This is a genomic window from Shewanella sp. SR43-4, from assembly GCF_014163845.1.
GTDB classification, from domain to species: Bacteria; Pseudomonadota; Gammaproteobacteria; order Enterobacterales; family Shewanellaceae; genus Shewanella; species Shewanella vesiculosa.
The window spans coordinates 46,177-68,347 of the sequence record NZ_JACJEB010000007.1 but is presented as its reverse complement, the minus strand read 5'-3'; the positions used below and the strand labels follow the sequence as shown (position 1 = coordinate 68,347).

Sequence of the window (22,171 nt, the reverse complement as noted above, 5' to 3'; positions counted from 1 at the left end):
TTAACGGTTCAATAATGATCCATTTTAGCGATATTCTCAAACTAGCTCGACCTTCGGTCTTCGAGGTTCTAGAGTCGCTTCGCTGCTAGTTCGCTACGCGGATACAGCACTTCAATTTTACTCGATATCGCTTGTCATCTCTGGGATAGAGACTGCTTAGCTGCTGAGATTCTATAGCATCTAGCCGCGCAGCGTCCTAGCCTCTTGGCCTTTCGCTTTTAGCTATGGCCATTAACGATATCTGTTAACCATAGTAATTAGGGATAATTTGTCGAAAAGTAAAATTAATACGCGGTTCAACCACCTTAAGGCGTTTAGGTAAAGCATGTTGCCAGTCTTGCTGCATACTGGGATGCATAATGAGTAAATCGCCAGATCCAAGTGCAAAATTCACTTTTATTTTAGTGTTTTTGTGACGCACAACAAAGTCTCTACAGGCGCCTAAAGTAACAGAGGCGATAGCAGAACCGCTGACAATCTCAGGTTCATCATCACTGTGCCAGCCCATACAATCATGGCCATCAGCATAACGATTAACCAATACTGAATTAGTGTCTATTTGATGATCATTAAGTAATTTGGCACGTAATCGGCTCAGGACTCTGGGCCAAGGTAATGCGGTAATGTGTAATTTAGAATAATGATAATCGCATCCAGGATCACCAAACCACACTTGGGTTCGAGGAGTCAGATGCTGTTTACCGTATACCTCAATTGAAACCCGCTCTAATGGATATTGATTCACTTCATTGAGCAATAACTGCTGTTGCTTGGGCGATAGAAAACCTTTAATCCAAGTAACTGGGGGGCTAATTGGATTTTTAGCCGATGGCTCGACAACATAATCTTGGGTTAAGCCGTCTTGGGGCCCACCGAAATCTAACCCATGTTGAAATCCTGCCACCTCAATTACCCTCTTATCACTCAGCCTAGTTAATACCAACGCTTAATCTTGGCAATCCATAAACCTGATACCGCAATAACAGCCATTAGGATCAATACCGCAAAATAGCCAAAGCGCCATTTTAATTCAGGCATATTATCAAAATTCATTCCGTAAATACCCGCCACTAAGGTTAACGGTAAAAAAACGGCGGTAACTAGGGTTAATGTCATCATGACCCGATTGGTTTTATGAGCACTCACCGAAATAAAGCCATTAATGAGGCTATCCACTAAGCCTTGATAAAGACTGGCACGACTGGATAATCGCTCAAACTGATTATATAAATAGCTTAGCTGTTGATAATCCATCTTAATATGTTGATGGCTGTCATCGCGAAGCAATTGTTGCAATATCTCTTCGAGATAACTGAATGAACGTTTTGCTTTTTGTAATTTACTGCTATAACCGATTAACTCTGCCAGTAAATCATCAGATGACACCTCAAAAATCTCATCTTCTATGTCACTTAAACGCTCTTCTAACGCTAACATCACAGCTAAATAATCAACCACAATTTGGCGCATGAGATCAAAGCACACTTGACTCATATCAGCATTATCAAGCTGACCATGCTCAGAGATCCGTTGGGTAACCTTACTGACACTGACTGACGGTTTAATATGTTGGGTGACTAAAAAATGATCATTTACATGCAGTAGTAACTGGCTACGTTCAAGCAGAAGATACTCTTCTCGGTCCATAAGCTCATGGGTGAGCAAGTATGAATGTGTCTCATATTCTTCAAACTGTGGAGGATGACGTTCACGTTGTGCGTCTTCAAAATCGAGATGATCGATACCAAAGTAAGGATATTGTTTAAAAAATGCTTGGCTATGTTGACTGGTAATATCGACCCATATTAAGTGCTGTTGTGGGTCATATTCAGCCATAAGGGCCTCATCTCCTTGAGATAATAATAGACCTTGTGCATTGAATAACATTATCTTTATTGCCATGAATAGCCCTTTTAACAACTCATTATTGCAGTAAAAATAGCCTAACTTACCCTTTCAAGCTCAGCAATCGTCTTAATATGTTGTTTAATCTGCTCAAAATGACTATTAACCCAAGCACTGCTAATTGGTCCCCAGGTTGATATGCGATAATAACCATCATTATGACGTTGGCCTTGTTGCACAAAGTCCACTTCAATCCCAATATCGACAAATGCCGCTATTGCATCTTGCAATGTTCTTCTGGGCATCTGAGTCAGTTTTTGCAGGCTTAATAAGTTGTGCTGTTCTTCATCAAGCAAATGCGCTAAATATAATTTCCGTAAAAATGCTTTTTGCGATTTATTGATCACGTAATTATTTGAAAACATCTTTTACACGCCCTATTGTCTCTATATCACTCAGTTGAAATTACTGTATCAATAGCCCGTCACGCAAGCACTATTACTGGAGTGGCTTTATTACTGCATAATTAATTACTGATTGTTAAGCCACGGCATTGATTTATCGATACCTAAGATGATTAACACTACCTAAGTCACGACAATCTAGTTATAGTTTTTAATAATAGAAATAGCAGACATGGACAGCGAACAAACATGGATACTCCACCGCACGTGAAGAGCCCATTCGAGCAACCACCAATCAATGAGCCTGCAATAATAAGCGATACCGCTATATTATTCGCAGAAAAATTGTCAGCAGAAAAAGAATCATCAACAAATATTTATGATCATGGCCGACGTTTATCTCAAGCCGATTACATTCAGCTGGCCGACTTACCACTGAGCAATATTGATGCTAACTATCCTAAGTTATTGCTCATCATTAGTACGCTTATAGCAGTGGTTGCCTTATCGCTATTAAGTGTATTTCAATTAATCGCTCAACCACTGCCATTAATGATAGCCCTAGTAGGGCTAGTTTCAGTAACCTTGTTGGCCGCTATAATCATTAAACTTATCCACCTCAAAGCCAGCAAAATTGCTTATGGATTGTTTAAACATGAAATGGTGCTGCGTGAAGGATTATTTTGGATATCGACAACAGCGCTGCCCTATACTCGGCTGCAACATGTTAATTTGTCTCAGGGACCTCTTGAGCGAAAATACAACTTGGTCACCTTAAAATGCTTTAGTGCTGGCAGTGGATTAGCTGAAATAGATTTACCAGGCCTCAATGCTGATTTAGCTGAACATTTACGCCAACACTTATTAAGCCGAGCGGCAGCGAGTCACCCGTCAGGCATTGCCGAAGATGATATGGTTGAAACAAGGGCTCCTAACCAAGAAACCGATACTTTATCCATTTATCCTGCGCAACAGGATAACCATAATGGATAAGCCATCAACAGCAGATAACCATCAGCCGCATGGAACGGAAGACGTTGTCACTGTTCAACCAGTTGATGCAGCCAGCAGCGATATTAATCATACGCTAACCGATAACATCAATATCGCAAGTGATTTACAGCAATGGCAAGCACTGTCAGCGTGGTCTATCGTCAGTAATATTTTCAGTACCTTAAAAAGCATCCTTAGCAATGGCTTTGCTATTGTGCCCATTGTTTACACTGGATGGAAACAAGGTTTTGACATGCAATGGGGCATATTGGCGTCTGGCATACTATTATTGCTGGTGACATTATTGGCGATAATAGAATGGCGTAAATTTCGCTTTCGTCTTAATAACCATCAACTTGAAGTAAAACGCGGCTTATTGTTTACTAAAAAAGATGAAATACCCCTTAGCCGTATTCAAAATATTCGTTATGAACAACCCTTTTATTTTAAGCCACTGTCACTTGGAACCTTAGTGATTGAAACTGCAGGTTCTAAGAATGATGAGGCTCACTTAGCGGCTTTAGATACCCAACAAGCGCAAACCCTAAAACGTTTGCTGCTAAATTTACCCTACGCAAAAACAGTATCAACAAGTGAACATTCACAGGTTAACGAACAAGATAGCGCAGATACCTCCCAGACTATAGTGCGTAAAAGTTTATGGGACTTAGTGTTATTTGGCTTTTATCAAAACAACTTTATTTGGTTTGCAGTCATTGCCGGCCCCATAGCAGGCCAAGTCAATTGGGATAACATATTCGACTCACCAGTGGCGCAGCAATTTTGGCTATGGGCCCAACAACAAACCCATCAAAATATTGGCCTACAAACCATCATGGTCATAGTGGTGTTGTTTGGGATTTACAGCTTGTTTTCGTTAATTTCAATTATCGCGGCAATCTTAAAATATCATCCATATCAGCTCGACAAACATGATGATACTTTACAGCGCAGTGGCGGTGTGATTTCACATCAACAAGATGCCTTGGCTATAAGGCGTATTCAATTAGTACATGTTCAACAACCTATCATTGCACGTTTATTTAACCGCTGGACCTTATACTTCAAACAGGTCAAAGGCCATGAGGTTGAACATAAGACCAAGCAACACATGTTAGTTCCAAGCGTTAAGTCAGCTGAAATAGAATCTCTTTTGGCAAAAATACCTCACCTCAGCGGTGGAGCAAGCGCACTGCCCAACAGTTACTCGCCTATTCATGTTAATTGGCTAACCAGAAGAATCGCGCTGCCACTGACCCTAGCCAGTGTAATCAGTATCATGGGGTATTATGGCCATCAAAGCCTTGGTTTTTTTGAAGTGATTTGGTTTGCCGCCACCATGGTAACAGTCGCACTGTTTATCCGCTATAAGCAGTGGGGTTATGTCGTAGCAGATCAGGTGATTTGGCAACACAGTGGCTTTTTAGGTCAACAATGGAAGCGAGTCACATTTGAAAAAGTTCAACACGTTTCGATTACTCAAACTCAAAGCCAAAAACAGGCTAAACTAGCATATGTTGAAGTTGGATTAGCCAGTGGCAGTGTGGTGTTCCCATATATACCCATACAAGTGGCCGAACTGATTATTACACGATCACTTAATGCAACGAGTCACGATAACCGCAATTGGATTTAGCAAAATGAATCAAATAATAACAAGTGTTACCCCAGACCATGTAATTGATTTTTGGTTTGTGCAACTATCCTCTAAGCAATGGTGGATAAAGGATTTAGCGCTTGATTTGCAGATAAAACAAGCTTTTAGCACCACGCTTGATGCAGCCGTAAAAGGTGAATTACAACATTGGCGTACTAATGCTCAAGGCCGATTAGCTGAAATTATCGTGCTAGACCAATTTTCACGAAATATTCATCGCGATACCCCAGCGGCATTTGCCGCTGACAATATCGCGTTAGTACTTGCACAAGAAGCTGTAACATTAGGTTGTTTAGCTCAGTTACCAACACAACAGGCGGGCTTTTTAATCATGCCCTACATGCATAGTGAATCAATGATAATCCACCAACAAGGCTTGCCATTATTTGAGCAATTTGCGCCCAATAATCTGCCCAGCCAACAGCAACATCAAGCTATTATCGCGCAATTTAATCGTTATCCACATCGAAATAAAATATTAGGGCGCGACTCTACAACTGCCGAAATCGAATTTTTAACTCAACCCGGCTCTAGCTTTTAAGCAGATTAAAAGCATCGTTTGGTAATACCCTAGCCAGCTAGCTTCAACAAGCCATGCTATTTAACCACTAATACCGGGCAATCAGCTTTATTGGCAATTGCTTCGGCTACATTATCATGTAAAAAATGAGCCAACCCGCTTCTGCCATGACTGGCAATTACTACCATACCAATATCACCTTTATTGGCTTCGGCTAAAATTTCGGTAATCGCATCGCCACGGCGGATAACCGTTTCAATTTTTAAATTAGTATTTAGCTGCCCAAGCAGTTCATGCATTCGACTCGCAGCCGCTTCTTCCATACTTTTAGCTAACTCTTCGGGAGTAATCGCAAGTACCATATAATTTTCATCACCAAAAGGCTGATCAACCACGTGCACAATACGAATCCCAACTTGGTATAAATTTGCCATTTCAATGGCATAACGTAATGCATGTGACGCCGTATCAGAAAAATCGGTAGGCCATAAAATATTACGAGTACGCATATTATCTTCCTCCATATCATTTGCTAAAACATTACATACCAGATAAACACACTCTGTTTCGTTTCACCAATATAAGTTTCATCGACGCTGAATAACACCCCACGTTTAAAGATATGTTCAGCATTGAAGTTAAGTATAGTCAATATTAAAGAGTCACTTAGTGACCAAAGTCAAATCAAAGCCGAAAACTTGCTTTAGATCAAAAAACAACCTAACATTAGACCGACTAATCAGTCGGTTTATTGAGTTGTTCAATATGACACTCAGCAAATCAACATCGTTATTTTTGTTGGAGACAAAATATGAATATGGCCGTTGATAATATTGAAACACAACTACGACAATCACTAGCCGATCAACGCGCGCGTTTCCAGTCTAATCCAGCACCTGATTATCAATCACGAGTCGATAAATTAACTCGTCTAAAACAAGCATTACTCGATAACCAGCAAGCTATTATCGATGCCTTAATCAATGATTACGGTCATAGATCGCCAAATGACACTATCATTTCCGATATTATGCCTTGTGTAAATAACATCAATTACACCATCAAACAGCTTAAATCATGGATGAAACCCAGTCGACGCCATGCCGGTTTATTACTGTCACCGTCTAAAGTTTCGGTGCAATATCAGCCATTAGGCGTGATAGGCATCATAGTGCCGTGGAACTTCCCGGTCATGTTATCAATGGGTCCGCTAATCACCGCCATTGCCGCCGGTAATGGCGCAATGCTCAAAATGTCTGAGTTCACTCCGGCAACGAATGCGGTATTAAGTCAGATGTTGGCAACAATATTTGACCCTACAGAAGTTGCAGTCGTTGAAGGTGAAGCCGATGTGGCCGCGGTGTTTTCAGGATTACCGTTTGACCATATTCTGTTTACCGGTTCTAGCGTTGTTGGCCGCCATGTTATGCGCGCCGCAGCGAATAACTTAACCCCAGTCACCTTAGAGCTAGGGGGCAAATCGCCAGCGATCATTGCTCCAGATATGCCAATAGACACAGCAGTAGAGCGACTTATTTTTGGTAAGTGCTTAAATGCGGGGCAAATATGTGTCGCCCCTGACTATGTCTTATGCCCAGCAGAAAAAGTTGAGGCATTTATTGCCGCTTACCAACGTCGATTTAATAAAATGTACCCTAACTTCGACACCAACCCAGACTACGGTAATATCATTAATGATCGTCAGTACCATCGCCTAATCAAAGTGTTAGACGATGCAAAAGCCAAAGGTGCAAGCATCACTTCCGCCATTACAGGCCCAATATCAACAACACAGCGGAAAATAGCCACTCAACTAGTGACCAATACCACTGATGATATGCTGATTATGCAAGACGAGATCTTTGGACCTTTATTACCGATTATTAGCTACCAGTCGATTGATGAAGCGATGTCTTACATCAATAAAAACGATCGTCCATTAGCCTTATATGTGATGAGTTTTGAGCCACAAACTCAACAAAAAATATTAGCTCACACTCATTCTGGTGGTGTATGCATTAATGATACGGTATTTCATGTTGCCGCCGATGATGCGCCCTTTGGTGGCATTGGTCCATCAGGTATGGGGCACTACCACGGCAAAGAAGGTTTTTTAACCTTTAGCCACGCAAAAACCATTCTACACAGCGGTAAAATAAATAGTGGTATCTTGGTTCACCCGCCTTATGGCGGTATTATCCAACGGTTATTAATGAAGTTTTTCTTGCGTTAACACCGGTTTATCGCCACTGCAATTATTGTGTGACAAGCAATAATTGCTCAGCGTAATGAAGAGTCAAACTGATTTAACAGATAATCATCAACTCTCTCCTTATAAACAGACTTTAGATCAACAGGTATCTTGATTCGATGAGCAGTAAAGCAGTGATGACCACAGATAAGAAACAAGCCATTTTAGATTCAGCTTTACAGCTGTTTGTAAAGAAAGGCTTTAATGCTACATCGACCGCCTCAATAGCCAAAGCGGCTGGCGTGGCAACGGGCACCTTGTTTCATCATTTTCCAACCAAAAAAGACATCATGAGCCAGCTGTTCTTGTCCATTAAACAAGAATTTGCGACCAATATGATCAGCAATACTAATTTTATTGGGGATATTGAACAAGATGCTAATACTCTATGGCAAAAAGCCATCGATTGGGCGATTGCACAACCGTTAAAGCAACTGTTTTTTTTGCAATATTCGATGTCAGCAGACATTGATGCTGACGTAAGAAAGCAAGCGATGAATAGCATTTTAGGATTTGTGGTCGAGTTGATTGAGCAAGGTAAACAACAGCAGATTATTGCAGACTTTCCCAATGCCTTATTACTCGAAAACTGCCATGGGCAGTACTTAGCGGCGATTCGATTCTTTACCGATAACCCCAATTTAGGCGACGATGATGCGCACAGGAACGCTAGTTTTAGACTATTTTGGCAAGCAATGAAAGCGTAGCGTACTGAACACTGTATTATTCATCTACACTAAAACCGCTTAAATCAATTTCTTCATTGTCTGCTGTTATCTGGGTATCAAAATCTAATTGAGGTGTATGCGCGGTTTGCAGGGTTTGAAGCTCAAGCTGTTTCGCTTTATGAATGGCATACTGGCGACGTCGTTTACGCTGTAAACACAAACGGATCACATCTTGCTTTTGTAACTCGCTAAACGTCATCCAGTTAAAACGTTCATCGCGACTACGATGGCAGCCCATACAGTAGCCGCGACTGTCTGACTGACAAACGCCGATACAAGGGCTTGGCACCGCAAAAAAACTTAACTGTTCCATCATTAGAATGCTTAACCTCAGCGAATATTGTTAAATGCCAAATATACGATATAGTCATTAATAGTTTGCTTTGATAACGGCTCAGAACCGACTAACGTCGTTATCGAACACCTTGATATTAAGGTTATACTAATTGAGTTAATTTTGTACATTATTGCACGTTAAAGGAAGTCTTATGACAACACCACAGCGTTCAGGTAAGTTTTTTACTCAAAAAATAGCGCATTATCAATTCATTACCCTAATCTGTAGCCTGCTATTACTGACATCTTGCACGGTAAAACCCAAGCAAGATTATGATGTTAATTATGATTTTTCTGTACTCAAAACATTCAGTCAGCTCAGCGTAAAACAAACCGATGATCCATTAACCGCTGATCGTATTAATGCCGAAATTAAACAAACCTTACTTAATCAAGGTTATGTCTTTACTAAAGACAATGCTGACTTTTTAGTGAGTTACGCATTTTTCACTGAAGACGAAGAGCAAGATTCTGGGTTATCTTTTGGTTTAGGCTCTGGAACGTGGGGCGCTAATGGTGGGTTAATCGTTGGAACAAGTATGGGGATCCCTCTAGGCAGTGACACGGCTAAAATTCAAACGATTCAAATTGATATTATCGACCCTGCCAGTAAACGCTTAATTTGGCGTGGCACTAGTCAGTATCGCTATGATCAAGGTGGCGAATATAAAGTGAAAAGTATCCAGCAAACTATCATCGCTATTTTGGGGCAATTTCCCCCCAAAAAAGAATAATAGCCTTAATTTTACTCTCGGTAATAATCGATGCACAGTGGCTGATCAAATATCTATTTAGCAATGAGTCACTTCACGGTAAACTAAGCGCCACATTACTTTATTGACCCAGTTGAAATGACGACAGAAACATACAACCAAGCTTTATTAACACTTGCGCTAGCTGGAATAGAAGCCATAAATACTTCGGCATCACAACACAAATCCGTCAGAACACCAGCACAAGAAAGCCATTTTTTATGTAACTGGATGGTTGAGTCGTTAAAAACAAAACGCTTTTCAAAGCTCATGGCAGACGACTTAACAACTTGGATCAGTCAAGCAAGAAGTCAAGGTGCAGGAGCTCAACTGAAACGTTTGTTAACCTGTATTGCAGATCAATATCAACAAGCTAACAACAGTACTATTGCGACCGGTGCAGGACTTAAAGGCCTTTTAGCCGCCTTGACGGAACAAAAGTGGGTGGTGATCACCGATACCGATATAGATGTAAAATTAAAACTCGGCAGCGATGGTCAATCCAGTATAGTCATCTCAGCAAAACAATTTAATCAGCATATTGTTGACGATAAAATTGTTAAACCCATCTCAATGTACATTCGCGGCGACGAAAAACTGGTCGCTCGCTTAGCACTAGAACAAGGTTTATTACTCAGTCAAGCCAATAAAAAGACTTCTCTGATCAAACACCATAAAACTTATATGCTAATGCCAAGTAATTTACATCCAAGTTTATGTTTGCTGTGTCTTGACCTTTATTAACTATCAATAGTTGATGTAGTCTTGATACAAAAATAAAAATAAGGAATCACCATGAAAAAACGTTTTATAGCACTGTCTTGCTTTGTGATGTTTTTTTGTGGTTCGACAGCTCAAGCCGCTACAGTTCTTAAGTACAACGTCAACGCCTCAAGCAGTTGGGTACCTTATTATATTGCTGACTCAGCAGAAGAGCCTGGAATACTAGGAGAGCTGGTACCTTTACTGCTGGCAAAAGCCAATATTGACATTGAAAAACATAACTTCCCGCCAAAAAGAACCAATTATGCCCTCGATAACGGCTTATTAGATTTCGACTTTGTTAGCCCCGATTGGTTTCCTAATAAGGATTTAGGCACGCTTTTTGTACAATCTGATCCCATAATAGCTATCCAAGAAAATATTATTACTTTGGAGGAAAATGCTAAAAACTGGCAAAATATCAACAATATTAAAGGCAAAGAAATAGGCACGGTACGTGGTTATTTGTACCATGATGATGCGCAATATACTCGGGTCGATTTTGTTTCAGAACGCGATCTCATCAAAGCCCTATATAAAAACAGAATTGATGTGGCTATCTGCGGCGATTTACCCGCTTTATATTGGGCTAAAAAACTCAACAGTCCTATCAGCCTTGCGGCAATTCATACACAAGGCGAGTTAGTGATGCGTCTTCGTAAAGAACACCTAGCCTTGTTACCACAAATCAACGCCGCTATTGCAGAATTTAATCAAAATGGTACTACTCAAAATATTATCGATAAATACACCAAGCAAGATGTATTTAATCGATAATGCGATTGCCTACTAGTACTGCCAACATTCTACAGGCAAATTAAAACGGATTTACACTGTAGCCTTCATGAGCCAACACGGCATGGGCAGTTAACGCCGATAATGCCATCTCAACGCCTGGCAATAAATCGTCAGGGGTAATGCCATAATATGCCGCGGTTTGACCACATACATAGAACTTTGCGCCATGTTTAACTAGCTGAGCAATTAAGTCTTTATTGACATTTTTTTGTCCCGCATTGAGCTGCTGATAAACACTATCCTTGGTCATATCATTCGCAGCTTTACCATGCACCACCATAGCAACAGAAATATCTTCAAGCTTAACCCCGGCTGCCACATGCATGTTGATAAAACGCGCTAAGGTATCAATACTACGATTTAATTCTGCAGGTTTTGCTGCACTACTTAAATCAAAAGCGACTTTGAACTTCATTCCAGCAGGTATCACTAAGCTACTATTTACTTCAGCTATTTTGCCATAATCTTTAATTATCGACCCTGATTTAAATGCCTCAGTCCCAGCGGAAGCGGTAAATGATAAAGAGGTCATTAAGGTAAATATCGCCGCTGCCAAAACACATTTACGGGCTGAATGTAAACTGACTGTCATTATATTGATATTCCTTATAGCTATTATTATGGTTACTCTAGCACTGATTTATACTTATGATTCATGCCGTTTCTGAGTATAATTACGCCCTCAAAACTACCACGAAAGAATGATATGTCAATTCGTCCAATTACCGCTAATGATTGGCCCGCTATTATGGCGATCCAAGCGCAATGTTATGTTGAACTAACACCAGAATCGCTTGAGGTTATGCAAAGTAAATGGCAACTCTCGCCTGCTAGCTGTGTGGTATTTGAACAACAAGGTAATGTGCTAGCTTATGCTCTTGTTCACCCGTGGCAAAGAGGCGATGCCCCGTCACTGAACCGTGAATTAAAAGGGCCTATTGAGAGCAACAGCTGGTATTTACATGACATGGCTATCTCACCCAATGCACAAGGTATGGGTGTTGGTAAGCAGCTATTTACCTACCTAGTTAATCAGGCTAAAACATTAATGGTCAATGGTATTGGATTAGTTGCAGTGCAAGGCGCACAAACGTATTGGCAACAGCAAGGGTTTAAACCTGAGCCCACCTCAGCAAAGCTAGCACAATCATTAGAAAGCTACCCTACTGGGGCATGTTATTTATATTTACCCTTATGATAAAAGCTCGCGCCATGTTGCTATCAGTTTATAACCACTGTGCGTTTAACACTCTATGACGTTACTAATCAACTTAAGCAGTAACGTTGCGGCTCTATTAGGGTTCTCGCCGATTGAGATATCCTAGGGTATGTTGATGTTTCAAGGTTATTTTGCAGTGAATGTTTGATCTATAACGGCAACAGTAGCCAATAAGACTAGGGCTTAGGAATGAAGTTATGCAGCATAAAAGCCGATAACGCAGGAGCGATGGCCAGTAAACACTGCCCGAAGGTCCAGCTAAAATCGTGTTGCTGTTTGTTGAGCGAATCTTGCTTAAATTGCTAGGCGGCTATCCACTCGCCTCGATTAATACACGTTTACATTGAACAAAATACAACCAGTAAAGTTCAATTGTTTCTAGTGGTGAAAAATTTATTGCCAGTTACAGCAAATCGGCTTGGTTATAACGAGATGAACGTGGGACAATTAACCGCTATGCAAGAGGCCGCTAACTTTACTGTATTTGCCCTTTTGTAGTTTGGTATCTCAAAGCCCCACGAATAGCTTAACGACTTGCAGGCAGAACCTGCATTTTTAGGTACCATATTGTTTATTTTTTACAGTGAATTACATTAATTTCAGGAGTTTACATGGCGCGCCAAGTGATTTACACCTTTAAAGGTCAAACCAAAACCATCGCTTTTAGCTACGACATACATCGCGATCTTTATGAAGCAGCCGCTGAAGCAGAAGGGATTGACTTAAAGAAATTTTTGGCCATGGAACAACAAGTTGCCTTAACGTCAAAAAAAGGCGCTAAAGCAGAAAAAGAATTTCGCAAGACCGAGTTTGCACGTTTTGGTTTTAGTAGCATTAAATTTGTTCGTGAAGATGATGATATTTAATCATTTTGATATCAATAAGGACTGTCTATGTTGAATTCAGATCATGCTAATTTCCCTCGTGCGAGTTTTATTCGACGTTTAGGTGCTATGGCGTATGACTCAATGCTCGCAGTAGCCGTTTATATGTGTGCTGGTGCGTTGGGCTTTGGGGTGTTCTTTGCTTTACAAAGCAGTGGCCTTATCGCGATGAATGGTCATGAACACGTGTCAGATCTTCTTAATAACACCCCCATTTACCATGGATTTTACCAACTCTGGATAGCGCTTTGTGTTGGCGGATTTTATGCCATATTTTGGAGTAAAGGCGGGCAAACCTTAGGTATGCGCGCTTGGCGACTCAAAGTGCAACATCCTAACGGTCAAAACCTGAGTTTTATTACCGCATGTGCTCGAATCGTGTGGTCTTTACTGGGTATTGGTAATCTATGGATTATCATCAATGATGACAAATTAGCATTACAAGACAAGATGACTCGTTCAGAAGTGGTAGTGCTGTCTGTAGAAGCCAATCAAATGCGAAATTGGCGCGGCGCATAGCACATTCACCCACGGCTAATGGGTAGTGTTAAAGCAAAAAAATGGCAACCAGAAGGTTGCCATTTTTTTACAGATTATCGATTAAATGTTCAGTGTTATTTGCGAATATAATACAAAGCTAATCCGGTAAATAACATGCTAGGAGCAATTGCACCGACTACTGCGGGCAATTCGTACACTATGCTCATAGGCCCAAATATCTCATTGCTAATATAAAAACTAAACCCAGCGACCACACCCAACAACACGCGAGCCCCCATGGTTACGGTACGTAATGGTCCAAACACAAACGATAAAGCGACTAACATCATTACAGCGACGGTGACGGGTTGCATAATCTTGCGCCATAATGCCAGCTCATAACGACTCGGATCTTGTTGGTTAACTTTTAAATAATCTAAATAATCAATTAAGCCACTTATGGATAATGCTTCGGGCTTAATCGACACAACACTCAACTTATCTGGGGTTAATGTAGATTGCCACACATCGGAATCAAGAAAATCTCGCACCACTCTATCATCGACCACAGTCGTGTTTTCAACCACAGATAATTGCCAAGCATCATCCCTAAATTGAGCGCTTTTAGCATGTGTCACTCTGGTTAATTCTTGTTGGTCATTAAACTCATATAAACTAATATTATTCAGAGTATTAATGTCTTGAACCTCACCGATATTGACGAATAAATCACCATCTTTCGCCCAAATACCTCGATGAGATTTGATTAAACTCCCGCCAGATATTTTAGTCGCTTGAAGCTCTTTAGCACTTTTCTCAGCAATAGGTGCACCCCACTCCCCCAGAGCCATAACCAGAATCATCAATGGAATCGCTGTTTTCATCGCCGACTGGGTGATTTGTAAGCGCGACATACCTGAAACTTGCATCACCACTAATTCAGAGTTAGATGCCAGCATGCCCATACCAATTAGCGCACCAAGCAGCACTGCCATTGGGAAAAACATTTCAATATCTCGAGGGATCAAAAACAATACATAGATAGCAGCATCGAGCATGGTATAAGCACCCCGCCCAACCAAACGTAATTGATCAACCCACTTAATGATGCCAGATAAACCGGTCAAAATAAGTAAACATAAGCCAGATGTACTAACGATCATCCGCGCAATATACAGGTCTAATATTTTCATAGCGTCACCTGCTTACGTTTAAATAAGCCCAAGAACTTCATCCCTGTTGGTCGCTCTTTAATTAATAACAATAATCCTAACATGAGTGCTAATGCATGGATCCACCACATGCCTAAGAACTGCGGCACCACCTCATCTTGCAGTGCTTTTCGCCCTGCAATCATTAATCCGAAATAACCTAAATACAGTAAAATAGCGGGGAACATTTTGGCAAACTTCCCTTGGCGAACATTCACTCGCGCTAATGGCACGGCAATTAAGGTCAACAATGGAATTGAGATAGGGATCGCCAGTCGCCATTGAAATTCAGCCGCCGCTTCCGACCCTGGGGTATCCAACAGTTCATTGACTGGCAGTGCAGAAAGTTTACGTCGGCGCTCATCGACTTCTTGTTCTTTGATTTCCATTTTATAGCCGCCAAACTCAATTACTTGTAATTCGAGTGATTTAGGGCTGCCTTGATAACGAAAACCATTGTCGAGTTGTAATTGTTGACTACCGATATTATCTTCAACCACCCGACCTTTTTTGGCCACAACAATATTAGTTAAGCCATTCTCATCTTCTGGGTCTGGCAGCTGCGCGACAAAAACTTTATCTAACGTATTGTCTTTATTTATTTTTTCAACAAACAATACCGCGCGGCCATTTGGGCTTGCTTGAAAACGGCCTTGAGTTAGTGCTGCAAGACCAGCTTCAGACTGAGCCTTTTCTAGTACTTGATTTTGGCGTTCTTCTGCCCAAGGTCCGACGTAAACAGACAAATAGGCCGTGAACAATAAATTAGCAAATGCGACCAATAACGTTACTCGAGTGACATACCACTCACTGACACCAACACCATGCAAAACGACCATTTCATTTTCAGAATACATGCGCCCGTGAGCCAACAATATCCCTAAAAAGAAACTCAGCGGTAACACCAATACGGTTAATTGAGGCAAGTTTAAGCCCAATAATGTCATCACTAAAGAAGCCGGAAATTCACCATCTGAGGCATCTGCCAACACGCGCACAAACTGTTGGCTAATAAAAATAGTTAGCAGTACCAAAAGTACCGCAAATTGCGCTTTTAAAACTTCACTAATAAGATATCTAAATACAATCACAAGTATGATCCGGTGGCTAAACTTATCTTTTTACTGGTATCAGAGCAACTTTCATGTAAACTGACTACTTTCAGCAGTTTTGCTAGTTTTCTGACCAGCGCGGAAGGTGCTTTGGGGTCAAGGTTAACATCTATTTGGGCTGCCAATTTGCGCCTCTTTTTCGTTAATAATCCCAAACAGTTATCACCTTTTCGTTGATTATATGCCAGATGGCCTAATGCAAACATTATCTAATAAATATAAAAATTTGTCTTTAAGAATCTAGGAGTGCTCATGGAGTTTAGCGTAAAGAGCGGTAGCCCCGAAAAGCAACGTTCAGCCTGTATCGTTGTTGGCGTATACGAACCTCGCCGTCTGTCTGGTATCGCAGAGCAATTGGATAAAATCAGTGAAGGTTACATTAGTAACCTCCTTCGTCGTGGTGACCTTGAAGGTAAACCAGGACAAATGTTGCTATTGCATCATGTACCAAACGTATTGAGTGAACGTGTTTTACTGGTTGGTTGTGGCAAAGAGCGTGAGCTAGACGAGCGCCAATACAAACAAATTATCACAAAAACCATCAGTACCCTAAATGAAACCGGTTCAATGGAAGCTGTTTGCTTCTTAACTGAACTGCATGTCAAAGGCCGTGACACCTACTGGAAAGTTCGTCAAGCCATTGAAAGCACGCAAAATAGCTTATATTCATTTGATGCATTAAAAACCCGTAAAGGCGAAACTCGTCGTCCATTACGTAAAATGGTATTTAACGTGCCAACACGTCGTGAATTAACTATTGGTGAGCGTGCCATTGAACACGGCACCGCAGTATCTGCAGGTATGCATTTGTGTCGTGATGTCGCAAACATGCCACCGAATATTTGCAATCCAGCTTACTTGGCTTCACAAGCCCGCCAAATGTCTGAAGTTTACGAAAGCTTGAAAGTGACCACCATAGGTGAAGAGCAAATGGCCAAGTTAGGCATGAACTCTTATTTAGCCGTAGGCCGTGCAAGCAGTAACGAATCAATCATGACCGTGATGGAATATCAGGGCGCGGTTGATAGCACCGAAAAACCTATTGTGCTTGTCGGTAAAGGATTAACCTTCGATTCTGGCGGAATTTCATTAAAACCTGGCGAAGCCATGGATGAAATGAAATACGACATGGGCGGCGCTGCTGGTGTGATTGGCACCATGAAAGCACTATGCGAAATGAAGTTGCCTATCAACGTCATTGGTATTTTAGCCGGTTGTGAAAACATGCCTGCGGGTAATGCTTACCGTCCTGGTGATATTTTAACGACTATGTCAGGTCAAACAGTTGAAGTGCTTAATACCGATGCTGAAGGCCGCTTAGTATTGTGTGATGTATTAACTTACGTTGAACGCTATGATCCTGAATTAGTGATTGATACAGCGACCTTAACCGGTGCCTGTGTTATTGCACTCGGTAAACATGCGTCTGGCTTATTCAGTTCACACAACCCATTAGCCCATGAGCTATTAAATGCTGGTGAGCAAAGCGGTGACCGCGCGTGGCGCATGCCGTTATGGGATGAATATCAGGACATGCTAGACAGCCCATTTGCTGACATGACAAACTTAGGTGGTCGCCCAGCTGGGTCGATTACTGCGGCGTGTTTCTTGTCTCGCTTCACCAAAAAGTACAACTGGGCGCATTTAGATGTCGCAGGTACAGCTTGGAACAGCGGCGCGAATAAAGGCTCTACTGGTCGTCCGGTACCGATTTTAAGCCAATTCTTAATTAATCGTGCTGGAGTTGAAATCAACGAGTAATCGTTTGGTTTATTTAAGTACATATTGAAAGGGTAAAGCTTAGTGCTTTACCCTTTTTTGTTATCAATGAGGTAAGTTAAAGTACAAGCTCACCCACATGATTGATGTCATCGATTAGGCTAACCATTGACGATGTAATTGCTCACTATCACCTAGGTAATCTAATACCCAAGCCAATGCAGGTGACATTTGATCGTCATTCCAAGCTAAACAACAAGCACTAGGCTGTTTCACTTTATGCAGTTTTTTACACACTAATTGACCAGATTTAATCAAAGGTGCTGCCAAATGTTCTGGCATGTAACCAATCCCCAGTCCTTCAACAAAACAGTTAATTGCGCTGTGCCAGTCAGGCACCACTAACCGTCGCTGATTCGTTAACAACCAAGTGATCCGCTTGGGGATCTCACGGGAAGTATCTTCAAGACAAATAGATGGAAAACCTCGTAACTCATCATCACTTAGTGGACGCATTATCTTGGCTAATGGATGCCCTGCACTGACCACAAACAGCCAATCAATATTACCCATGTTAGTGTATTTGAATGTCCCGCCAACCGGATTTGCAGTTGTCGCACCAATGGCGATGTCACTTAAGCCTTTGGCAAGCGCTTCCCAAACACCGTTAAAAACTTCGATACGAATAATCAGTTCAACATCATGAAACTGTCTGTAAAAATCTGCGATTAATGCATGCATGCTGTCAGTTCTGGCAATATTATCTAGCGCAATAGATAACATAGGTTTCCACCCATTAGCGACTCTAAGGGTATCTCGTTTCATCAATTCCATCTCGCTTAGAAACTGACGTGCTTTGGCTGCAAAATGTTTTCCCGCAGGGGTTAGGCTAACGCTTCTATGATGGCGAACAAATAGTTCAACCCCGAGTTCTGTTTCAATTTGCTTAACTGAGTAGCTTATAGCAGACGGTACTTTATGCAGTTTTTTTGCTGCAGCAGTAAAACTGCCAGTTTGAGCAACAACATCAATTAGCTCAAATATTTGTTGTGAAAGCATATCTATTTAACTCATTTAATTGCGGTATTCATGGGATATAACAGGACAAAATGATTCATGTGCTAAGGGCATAATCGGATTCAATTATGCTTTACAACAAGCATCCAATCAAATTTTTTGATGATAGAATTCAAAAATAAACGTTTTAAGCTAATTAAGTAAACCATTAAGCTAACAAGCTTTATTGAAGCAACGAAAAAGACATGTTTAAAATGAGTAACAACGACCTAATAATTAACAAAAAAAACACTAACATTACATTTTACCTCTTCCTGTTTTATTTAGCCTTAATGAGTATGTTAGGTTTCATTGCTACCGACATGTACCTGCCATCATTCAAATCTATTGAAGGGACTTTTAATGCCAGCACTTCTGAAGTGGCCATATCGTTAACCAGCTTTTTGGCAGGGCTTGCAATTGGACAGTTATTATATGGACCATTAGTCCATAAAATAGGTAAACGTAATTCACTGTTTATTGGACTAAGCGTATTTATGTTGGCAAGTGCTCTGATTGCACTCAGTGACAGTATGATGGCGATGAATATTGCCCGCTTCTTCCAAGCGATTGGCGCTTGCAGTGCCGCAGTCATTTGGCAAGCGATTGTGATAGAACAATACCCAGCCGATAAAGCTCAAAATATTTTCTCTAATATTATGCCTTTAGTGGCATTATCTCCGGCATTGGCGCCCATTGCTGGCGCAATGATACTGAATAGTTTTGGCTGGCGCGCGGTGTTTATTAGCTTGTGTATTATAGCTGTGCTGTTGATTGTCATGACCTCTATTTTTGTCCCCAAAGAAACTGTGAGCCTGCATAAAAGTAAGCCTAATATTGGCTATCAACAATTACTGGCTAATACACGATACTTAGGTAATGTGATCATTTTTGGCGCCTGTTCTGGTGCTTTCTTTGCTTACCTAACGCTTTGGCCTGCGGTGATGGAACAGTATGGTTATGCTGCGACTGAAATTGGCTTAAGTTTTATACCTCAGACCATTATGTTTATTGTTGGTGGCTACTCGAGTAAGTTACTGATTAAAAAGTGGGGAACTCAAGTCAGCTTGAACTGTTTACTTATTTTCTTTGGTTGTTGTGTTACAGCCATTTTTGTATCCAGCGTGATCCTCGATACTGAAACAATCTTACCACTGCTAGTTGCATTTTCATTACTCGCAGGAAGCAATGGCGGTATTTACCCGATTGTGGTTAATAATGCCTTGCAACAATTCAGCAATAACGCATCCAAAGCTGCTGGATTACAAAACTTTCTTCAAATCACCATCGCTTTTGGGGCATCAAGCTTGGTTGCCGTGTGGGCGAGTGCTGGCGATAATGCCATTGGTTGGGGAATTCTAGCCTGCTCCATTCTGGTTGTGGTAGGCCACTGTATTAAAAGTCATGATTCTTGGGCGAGCATTCGCGAGAATTTTACCTTTCCCGACCCGGCAAGACTATCTCAAGCCTTCACCAAACATGATCAATAACTGTGATGTGGCGATAAAATAATCATCATATGATGGAGTTATAATTTGCCTATAACTTCATCATATTTTAGGTTGTTTATCGAACAATTTAACGCTAACGCTTATAGTCAAATTAACAATCACAAGGAATTGATTGAATGACGCAACACAACCGCTTGATAATGTCATTAGCAGTGGCATACAAATAAAGAAGCGGTTGCTTTGCATATACGCTAACCAACGAGCTCTTTGCAAAAGACCATCCGCAAGTTCATTTCATCCCCCATCCTTTACCCCATTTAGTTACCTAGACGATGACCGTTTAAACGGTTTTCAATCGATATTATTCAAGCGATGATGGAATATACCCAGCCAACATTGAAATGCCTCCCCCTTTAATAGAGCTTTTCAGTTATTAAAGTCGCAACCAAACACGGCGTTATTTGTCATTGCTAAAAGGCCGGAAAGAGAAGTAAACATGAAATGGGTAGGCCCCATTATTAGTAGCGGAGTGTATTTTTACCAAAAGCGTAATTCCGGATTATCATTAGCAGATTTAGAAGACTTAAAACGAGTCCGAAATGTTGGCGCAGTGCTTGGTAATGCTGAACATACCTATTTGGACTCCCAAGGATTCACCAACCTCAGTACTGATAAACCCCAATTACAATCGCTCAAAATGCTCAGTTATGGCCGAGTTGATGTTGCGCCGATGAGCGAGCTAGTGATGCCTTTTTGGCAAAGTCAGCCGATATCAACTCAATAGAACGTACTCCTATTAAGTTGTACTACTCTACCTTATATATCGCATTTTCAAACGACACTTCTGATGAGGTTATTGCACTATGGCAGTAAGTATTTGATGAGTTAACATCATCAGGGATGTACCAAACCATTTAGCAAGATTATTTTCCAACTGATACCGATTTTGCTAAACGATAACGGATGATTAATTTCCAATACATAACAACTGCAATAGATAGTTTTTACTATTGAATTTTCGTTACCCGCTAAATATGCTTAATGCAATCTCCCCAAAAGATCCTTTCTAAACCAAACTGACTAAGAATAAACAATGATTAACTTGTTACATCTAAGTAACAAATTTAACATAAAACCCAAAATAGCTTAAATGTATAATTTAATGAAATAAAACTCACTGAAAGGAATGTTCAGATGAAGGCGATGAAAGTCATACTCATTTCAATAGTCAGCGCGTTGGCGCTTTTTGGGTTAATGGCTATTTTATTGGGCTGGCTACTCAGTTCCATGTGCGGTAATAACGTTTACACCGAATCACTTTCATTAGATAAAATGTACAAGGCTGTTATCTTTGAAAGAAGTTGCGGCGGCGCTTCTGGCCATTCAACCCAAATATCAATCATAAAAGCTGACGAGCAACTGTGTGACAATTGCGCTGGCGACGTGCTCGTTGCCAATGGCCATCCTAACAACAATAAACTCAAATTAGTATGGCTGGCTCAACATGATTCACAAGGTCAACAACTTCAAATTCATATTCCAGCTGATATCGCAATTGAGACTCAAGAAACTACTTGGTCCTCTTGGTTTGACAGTATCGATATTTCCTACCCTGTATTTGACCATTACCCATTAGCCTGTGAACAAACGCCGCAACCTAAAGCGTGTCAGTTTGTGACAAATGATCAGAAACTTATTGATGTGTTAATCAAGTATGAAGGCTTTAAAAACCATAAAGCACTGGCTGTATCGGTTAACGATATGGGTAATGTTAGATATGGATACGGTTTTGGTTATGACTCAATGTTAAAAGCACAACGCAGAGCTTTAAAAGAGTGCACCAAAGGGACTAGTCCTACTCATGTAAAGTGTGATTTAATCCGCTAAGGAGACCGAATGCGATTTGACCGTCGGCAACACAAAGCACATTGAATTAATAATCAAAAAATAGCTGCCTGTTACGACCGCTTCAGCACTCGTTTTAGCTTATCAG

24 protein-coding genes are annotated in these 22,171 nt (G+C 40.9%); 15 read left to right on the top strand and 9 right to left on the bottom strand.

The features are described 5' to 3' along the window. Positions 1-244 precede the first annotated feature (244 nt). The 3 genes from H5123_RS09765 to H5123_RS09755 all read right to left on the bottom strand — a co-directional run bounded on the left by H5123_RS09765 (position 245) and on the right by H5123_RS09755 (position 2,270). A complete protein-coding gene (locus H5123_RS09765) occupies positions 245-814 on the bottom strand; it encodes an alpha-ketoglutarate-dependent dioxygenase AlkB (RefSeq protein WP_310736380.1) in 570 nt (189 codons plus the stop codon). A 119-nt stretch (positions 815-933) separates the two neighbouring features. Then, positions 934-1,902, bottom strand: coding sequence for a magnesium transporter CorA family protein (locus tag H5123_RS09760; protein ID WP_124015664.1), 969 nt, complete (start codon positions 1,900-1,902; stop codon positions 934-936). Positions 1,903-1,943: 41 nt separating this feature from the next. Continuing rightward, a complete protein-coding gene (locus H5123_RS09755; protein WP_182697840.1) occupies positions 1,944-2,270 on the bottom strand; it encodes a winged helix-turn-helix domain-containing protein in 327 nt (108 codons plus the stop codon). A 228-nt stretch (positions 2,271-2,498) separates the two neighbouring features. Between H5123_RS09755 and H5123_RS20630 the strand changes: the two genes are divergently transcribed. From H5123_RS20630 to H5123_RS09740, 3 genes are read left to right on the top strand one after another with little or no spacing between them, the layout of a single operon-like run. Further along, entirely contained in the window at positions 2,499-3,242 is a 744-nt protein-coding gene (locus H5123_RS20630; RefSeq protein ID WP_259395625.1) for a PH domain-containing protein, read from the top strand. Continuing rightward, complete coding sequence (locus H5123_RS09745; protein WP_182697839.1) at positions 3,235-4,878, top strand: PH domain-containing protein; 1,644 nt, start codon at positions 3,235-3,237, stop codon at positions 4,876-4,878. The genes H5123_RS20630 and H5123_RS09745 overlap by 8 nt, the downstream gene beginning before the upstream one ends. A 4-nt stretch (positions 4,879-4,882) precedes the next feature. Beyond that, complete coding sequence (locus tag H5123_RS09740) at positions 4,883-5,440, top strand: DUF924 family protein (protein WP_182697838.1); 558 nt, start codon at positions 4,883-4,885, stop codon at positions 5,438-5,440. Between the two features lie 56 nt (positions 5,441-5,496). On the opposite strand, the gene H5123_RS09735 is transcribed toward H5123_RS09740, so the two are convergent. Further along, entirely contained in the window at positions 5,497-5,928 is a 432-nt protein-coding gene (locus H5123_RS09735; protein WP_124015659.1) for a universal stress protein, read from the bottom strand. 302 nt (positions 5,929-6,230) lie between these two features. Between H5123_RS09735 and H5123_RS09730 the strand changes: the two genes are divergently transcribed. Both H5123_RS09730 and H5123_RS09725 read left to right on the top strand, forming a co-directional pair. Then, positions 6,231-7,652: a coniferyl aldehyde dehydrogenase gene (locus H5123_RS09730; RefSeq protein WP_182697837.1), complete on the top strand. Its 1,422-nt coding sequence runs from the start codon at positions 6,231-6,233 to the stop codon at positions 7,650-7,652. Positions 7,653-7,789: 137 nt separating this feature from the next. Then, positions 7,790-8,377, top strand: coding sequence for a TetR/AcrR family transcriptional regulator (locus tag H5123_RS09725; protein ID WP_259395624.1), 588 nt, complete (start codon positions 7,790-7,792; stop codon positions 8,375-8,377). 16 nt (positions 8,378-8,393) lie between these two features. Here H5123_RS09725 and H5123_RS09720 read toward each other — a convergent pair whose 3' ends face one another. Continuing rightward, a complete protein-coding gene (locus H5123_RS09720) occupies positions 8,394-8,711 on the bottom strand; it encodes a DUF1289 domain-containing protein (RefSeq protein WP_124015702.1) in 318 nt (105 codons plus the stop codon). Between the two features lie 175 nt (positions 8,712-8,886). Between H5123_RS09720 and H5123_RS09715 the strand changes: the two genes are divergently transcribed. The 3 genes from H5123_RS09715 (at position 8,887) to H5123_RS09705 (ending at position 11,025) form a co-directional block, all read left to right on the top strand. Next, positions 8,887-9,468: a DUF4136 domain-containing protein gene (locus tag H5123_RS09715; RefSeq protein WP_182697836.1), complete on the top strand. Its 582-nt coding sequence runs from the start codon at positions 8,887-8,889 to the stop codon at positions 9,466-9,468. 117 nt (positions 9,469-9,585) lie between these two features. Next, positions 9,586-10,230 (top strand): DUF2913 family protein, encoded by a 645-nt coding sequence (locus H5123_RS09710; protein ID WP_182697835.1) that lies wholly within the window; start codon positions 9,586-9,588, stop codon positions 10,228-10,230. Positions 10,231-10,281: 51 nt separating this feature from the next. Next, positions 10,282-11,025 (top strand): ABC transporter substrate-binding protein, encoded by a 744-nt coding sequence (locus tag H5123_RS09705; RefSeq protein ID WP_182697834.1) that lies wholly within the window; start codon positions 10,282-10,284, stop codon positions 11,023-11,025. 40 nt (positions 11,026-11,065) lie between these two features. On the opposite strand, the gene H5123_RS09700 is transcribed toward H5123_RS09705, so the two are convergent. Then, positions 11,066-11,638: a DsrE family protein gene (locus tag H5123_RS09700; protein ID WP_182697833.1), complete on the bottom strand. Its 573-nt coding sequence runs from the start codon at positions 11,636-11,638 to the stop codon at positions 11,066-11,068. 114 nt (positions 11,639-11,752) lie between these two features. Between H5123_RS09700 and H5123_RS09695 the strand changes: the two genes are divergently transcribed. The 3 genes from H5123_RS09695 to H5123_RS09685 all read left to right on the top strand — a co-directional run bounded on the left by H5123_RS09695 (position 11,753) and on the right by H5123_RS09685 (position 13,668). Beyond that, entirely contained in the window at positions 11,753-12,244 is a 492-nt protein-coding gene (locus H5123_RS09695; protein ID WP_182697832.1) for a GNAT family N-acetyltransferase, read from the top strand. A 632-nt stretch (positions 12,245-12,876) separates the two neighbouring features. Further along, on the top strand, positions 12,877-13,131 hold the full coding sequence (locus tag H5123_RS09690) for a DUF2960 domain-containing protein (RefSeq protein ID WP_124015653.1): 255 nt from the start codon (positions 12,877-12,879) through the stop codon (positions 13,129-13,131). A gap of 27 nt (positions 13,132-13,158) precedes the next feature. Further along, positions 13,159-13,668 carry an RDD family protein gene (locus H5123_RS09685; protein ID WP_124015652.1) on the top strand — a complete coding sequence of 170 codons (510 nt, stop codon included), beginning with the start codon at positions 13,159-13,161 and terminating at the stop codon, positions 13,666-13,668. A gap of 95 nt (positions 13,669-13,763) precedes the next feature. On the opposite strand, the gene lptG is transcribed toward H5123_RS09685, so the two are convergent. Both lptG and lptF read right to left on the bottom strand, forming a co-directional pair. Next, the gene (gene lptG, locus H5123_RS09680; RefSeq protein WP_182697831.1) at positions 13,764-14,822 is read right to left on the bottom strand and encodes an LPS export ABC transporter permease LptG; all 1,059 of its coding nucleotides are present in this window, start codon (positions 14,820-14,822) and stop codon (positions 13,764-13,766) included. Then, a complete protein-coding gene (lptF, locus tag H5123_RS09675) occupies positions 14,819-15,931 on the bottom strand; it encodes an LPS export ABC transporter permease LptF (protein ID WP_124015650.1) in 1,113 nt (370 codons plus the stop codon). The genes lptG and lptF overlap by 4 nt, the downstream gene beginning before the upstream one ends. Before the next feature lie 273 nt (positions 15,932-16,204). Between lptF and pepA the strand changes: the two genes are divergently transcribed. Continuing rightward, a complete protein-coding gene (gene pepA, locus H5123_RS09670; RefSeq protein ID WP_124015649.1) occupies positions 16,205-17,713 on the top strand; it encodes a leucyl aminopeptidase in 1,509 nt (502 codons plus the stop codon). A gap of 114 nt (positions 17,714-17,827) precedes the next feature. Here the strand turns inward: pepA and punR are convergent, their stop codons facing one another. Then, complete coding sequence (gene punR, locus H5123_RS09665; protein ID WP_182697830.1) at positions 17,828-18,730, bottom strand: DNA-binding transcriptional activator PunR; 903 nt, start codon at positions 18,728-18,730, stop codon at positions 17,828-17,830. Between the two features lie 212 nt (positions 18,731-18,942). Between punR and punC the strand changes: the two genes are divergently transcribed. The 3 genes from punC to H5123_RS09650 all read left to right on the top strand — a co-directional run bounded on the left by punC (position 18,943) and on the right by H5123_RS09650 (position 22,065). Next, the gene (punC, locus tag H5123_RS09660; RefSeq protein ID WP_404948304.1) at positions 18,943-20,217 is read left to right on the top strand and encodes a purine nucleoside transporter PunC; all 1,275 of its coding nucleotides are present in this window, start codon (positions 18,943-18,945) and stop codon (positions 20,215-20,217) included. A 457-nt stretch (positions 20,218-20,674) separates the two neighbouring features. Further along, on the top strand, positions 20,675-20,962 hold the full coding sequence (locus H5123_RS09655) for a hypothetical protein (RefSeq protein WP_182697829.1): 288 nt from the start codon (positions 20,675-20,677) through the stop codon (positions 20,960-20,962). Between the two features lie 410 nt (positions 20,963-21,372). Next, positions 21,373-22,065, top strand: a complete 693-nt coding sequence (locus H5123_RS09650; protein ID WP_182697828.1) for a hypothetical protein — start codon at positions 21,373-21,375, stop codon at positions 22,063-22,065. Positions 22,066-22,171 lie beyond the last annotated feature (106 nt).

Coding starts and splice junctions, on each gene's coding strand:
- H5123_RS09740 (WP_182697838.1), top strand. CDS start 4,883: ATGAATCAAATAATAACAAGTGTTACCCCAGACCATGTAATTGATTTT.
- lptG (WP_182697831.1), bottom strand. CDS start 14,822: ATGAAAATATTAGACCTGTATATTGCGCGGATGATCGTTAGTACATCT.
- H5123_RS09685 (WP_124015652.1), top strand. CDS start 13,159: ATGTTGAATTCAGATCATGCTAATTTCCCTCGTGCGAGTTTTATTCGA.
- H5123_RS09715 (WP_182697836.1), top strand. CDS start 8,887: ATGACAACACCACAGCGTTCAGGTAAGTTTTTTACTCAAAAAATAGCG.
- H5123_RS09755 (WP_182697840.1), bottom strand. CDS start 2,270: ATGTTTTCAAATAATTACGTGATCAATAAATCGCAAAAAGCATTTTTA.
- H5123_RS09650 (WP_182697828.1), top strand. CDS start 21,373: ATGAAGGCGATGAAAGTCATACTCATTTCAATAGTCAGCGCGTTGGCG.
- H5123_RS09730 (WP_182697837.1), top strand. CDS start 6,231: ATGAATATGGCCGTTGATAATATTGAAACACAACTACGACAATCACTA.
- H5123_RS09700 (WP_182697833.1), bottom strand. CDS start 11,638: ATGACAGTCAGTTTACATTCAGCCCGTAAATGTGTTTTGGCAGCGGCG.
- H5123_RS09735 (WP_124015659.1), bottom strand. CDS start 5,928: ATGCGTACTCGTAATATTTTATGGCCTACCGATTTTTCTGATACGGCG.
- H5123_RS09720 (WP_124015702.1), bottom strand. CDS start 8,711: ATGGAACAGTTAAGTTTTTTTGCGGTGCCAAGCCCTTGTATCGGCGTT.
- H5123_RS09690 (WP_124015653.1), top strand. CDS start 12,877: ATGGCGCGCCAAGTGATTTACACCTTTAAAGGTCAAACCAAAACCATC.
- H5123_RS09695 (WP_182697832.1), top strand. CDS start 11,753: ATGTCAATTCGTCCAATTACCGCTAATGATTGGCCCGCTATTATGGCG.
- H5123_RS09705 (WP_182697834.1), top strand. CDS start 10,282: ATGAAAAAACGTTTTATAGCACTGTCTTGCTTTGTGATGTTTTTTTGT.
- H5123_RS20630 (WP_259395625.1), top strand. CDS start 2,499: ATGGATACTCCACCGCACGTGAAGAGCCCATTCGAGCAACCACCAATC.
- H5123_RS09710 (WP_182697835.1), top strand. CDS start 9,586: ATGACGACAGAAACATACAACCAAGCTTTATTAACACTTGCGCTAGCT.
- H5123_RS09725 (WP_259395624.1), top strand. CDS start 7,790: ATGAGCAGTAAAGCAGTGATGACCACAGATAAGAAACAAGCCATTTTA.
- H5123_RS09655 (WP_182697829.1), top strand. CDS start 20,675: ATGAAATGGGTAGGCCCCATTATTAGTAGCGGAGTGTATTTTTACCAA.
- punR (WP_182697830.1), bottom strand. CDS start 18,730: ATGCTTTCACAACAAATATTTGAGCTAATTGATGTTGTTGCTCAAACT.
- H5123_RS09760 (WP_124015664.1), bottom strand. CDS start 1,902: ATGGCAATAAAGATAATGTTATTCAATGCACAAGGTCTATTATTATCT.
- punC (WP_404948304.1), top strand. CDS start 18,943: ATGAGTAACAACGACCTAATAATTAACAAAAAAAACACTAACATTACA.
- pepA (WP_124015649.1), top strand. CDS start 16,205: ATGGAGTTTAGCGTAAAGAGCGGTAGCCCCGAAAAGCAACGTTCAGCC.
- H5123_RS09745 (WP_182697839.1), top strand. CDS start 3,235: ATGGATAAGCCATCAACAGCAGATAACCATCAGCCGCATGGAACGGAA.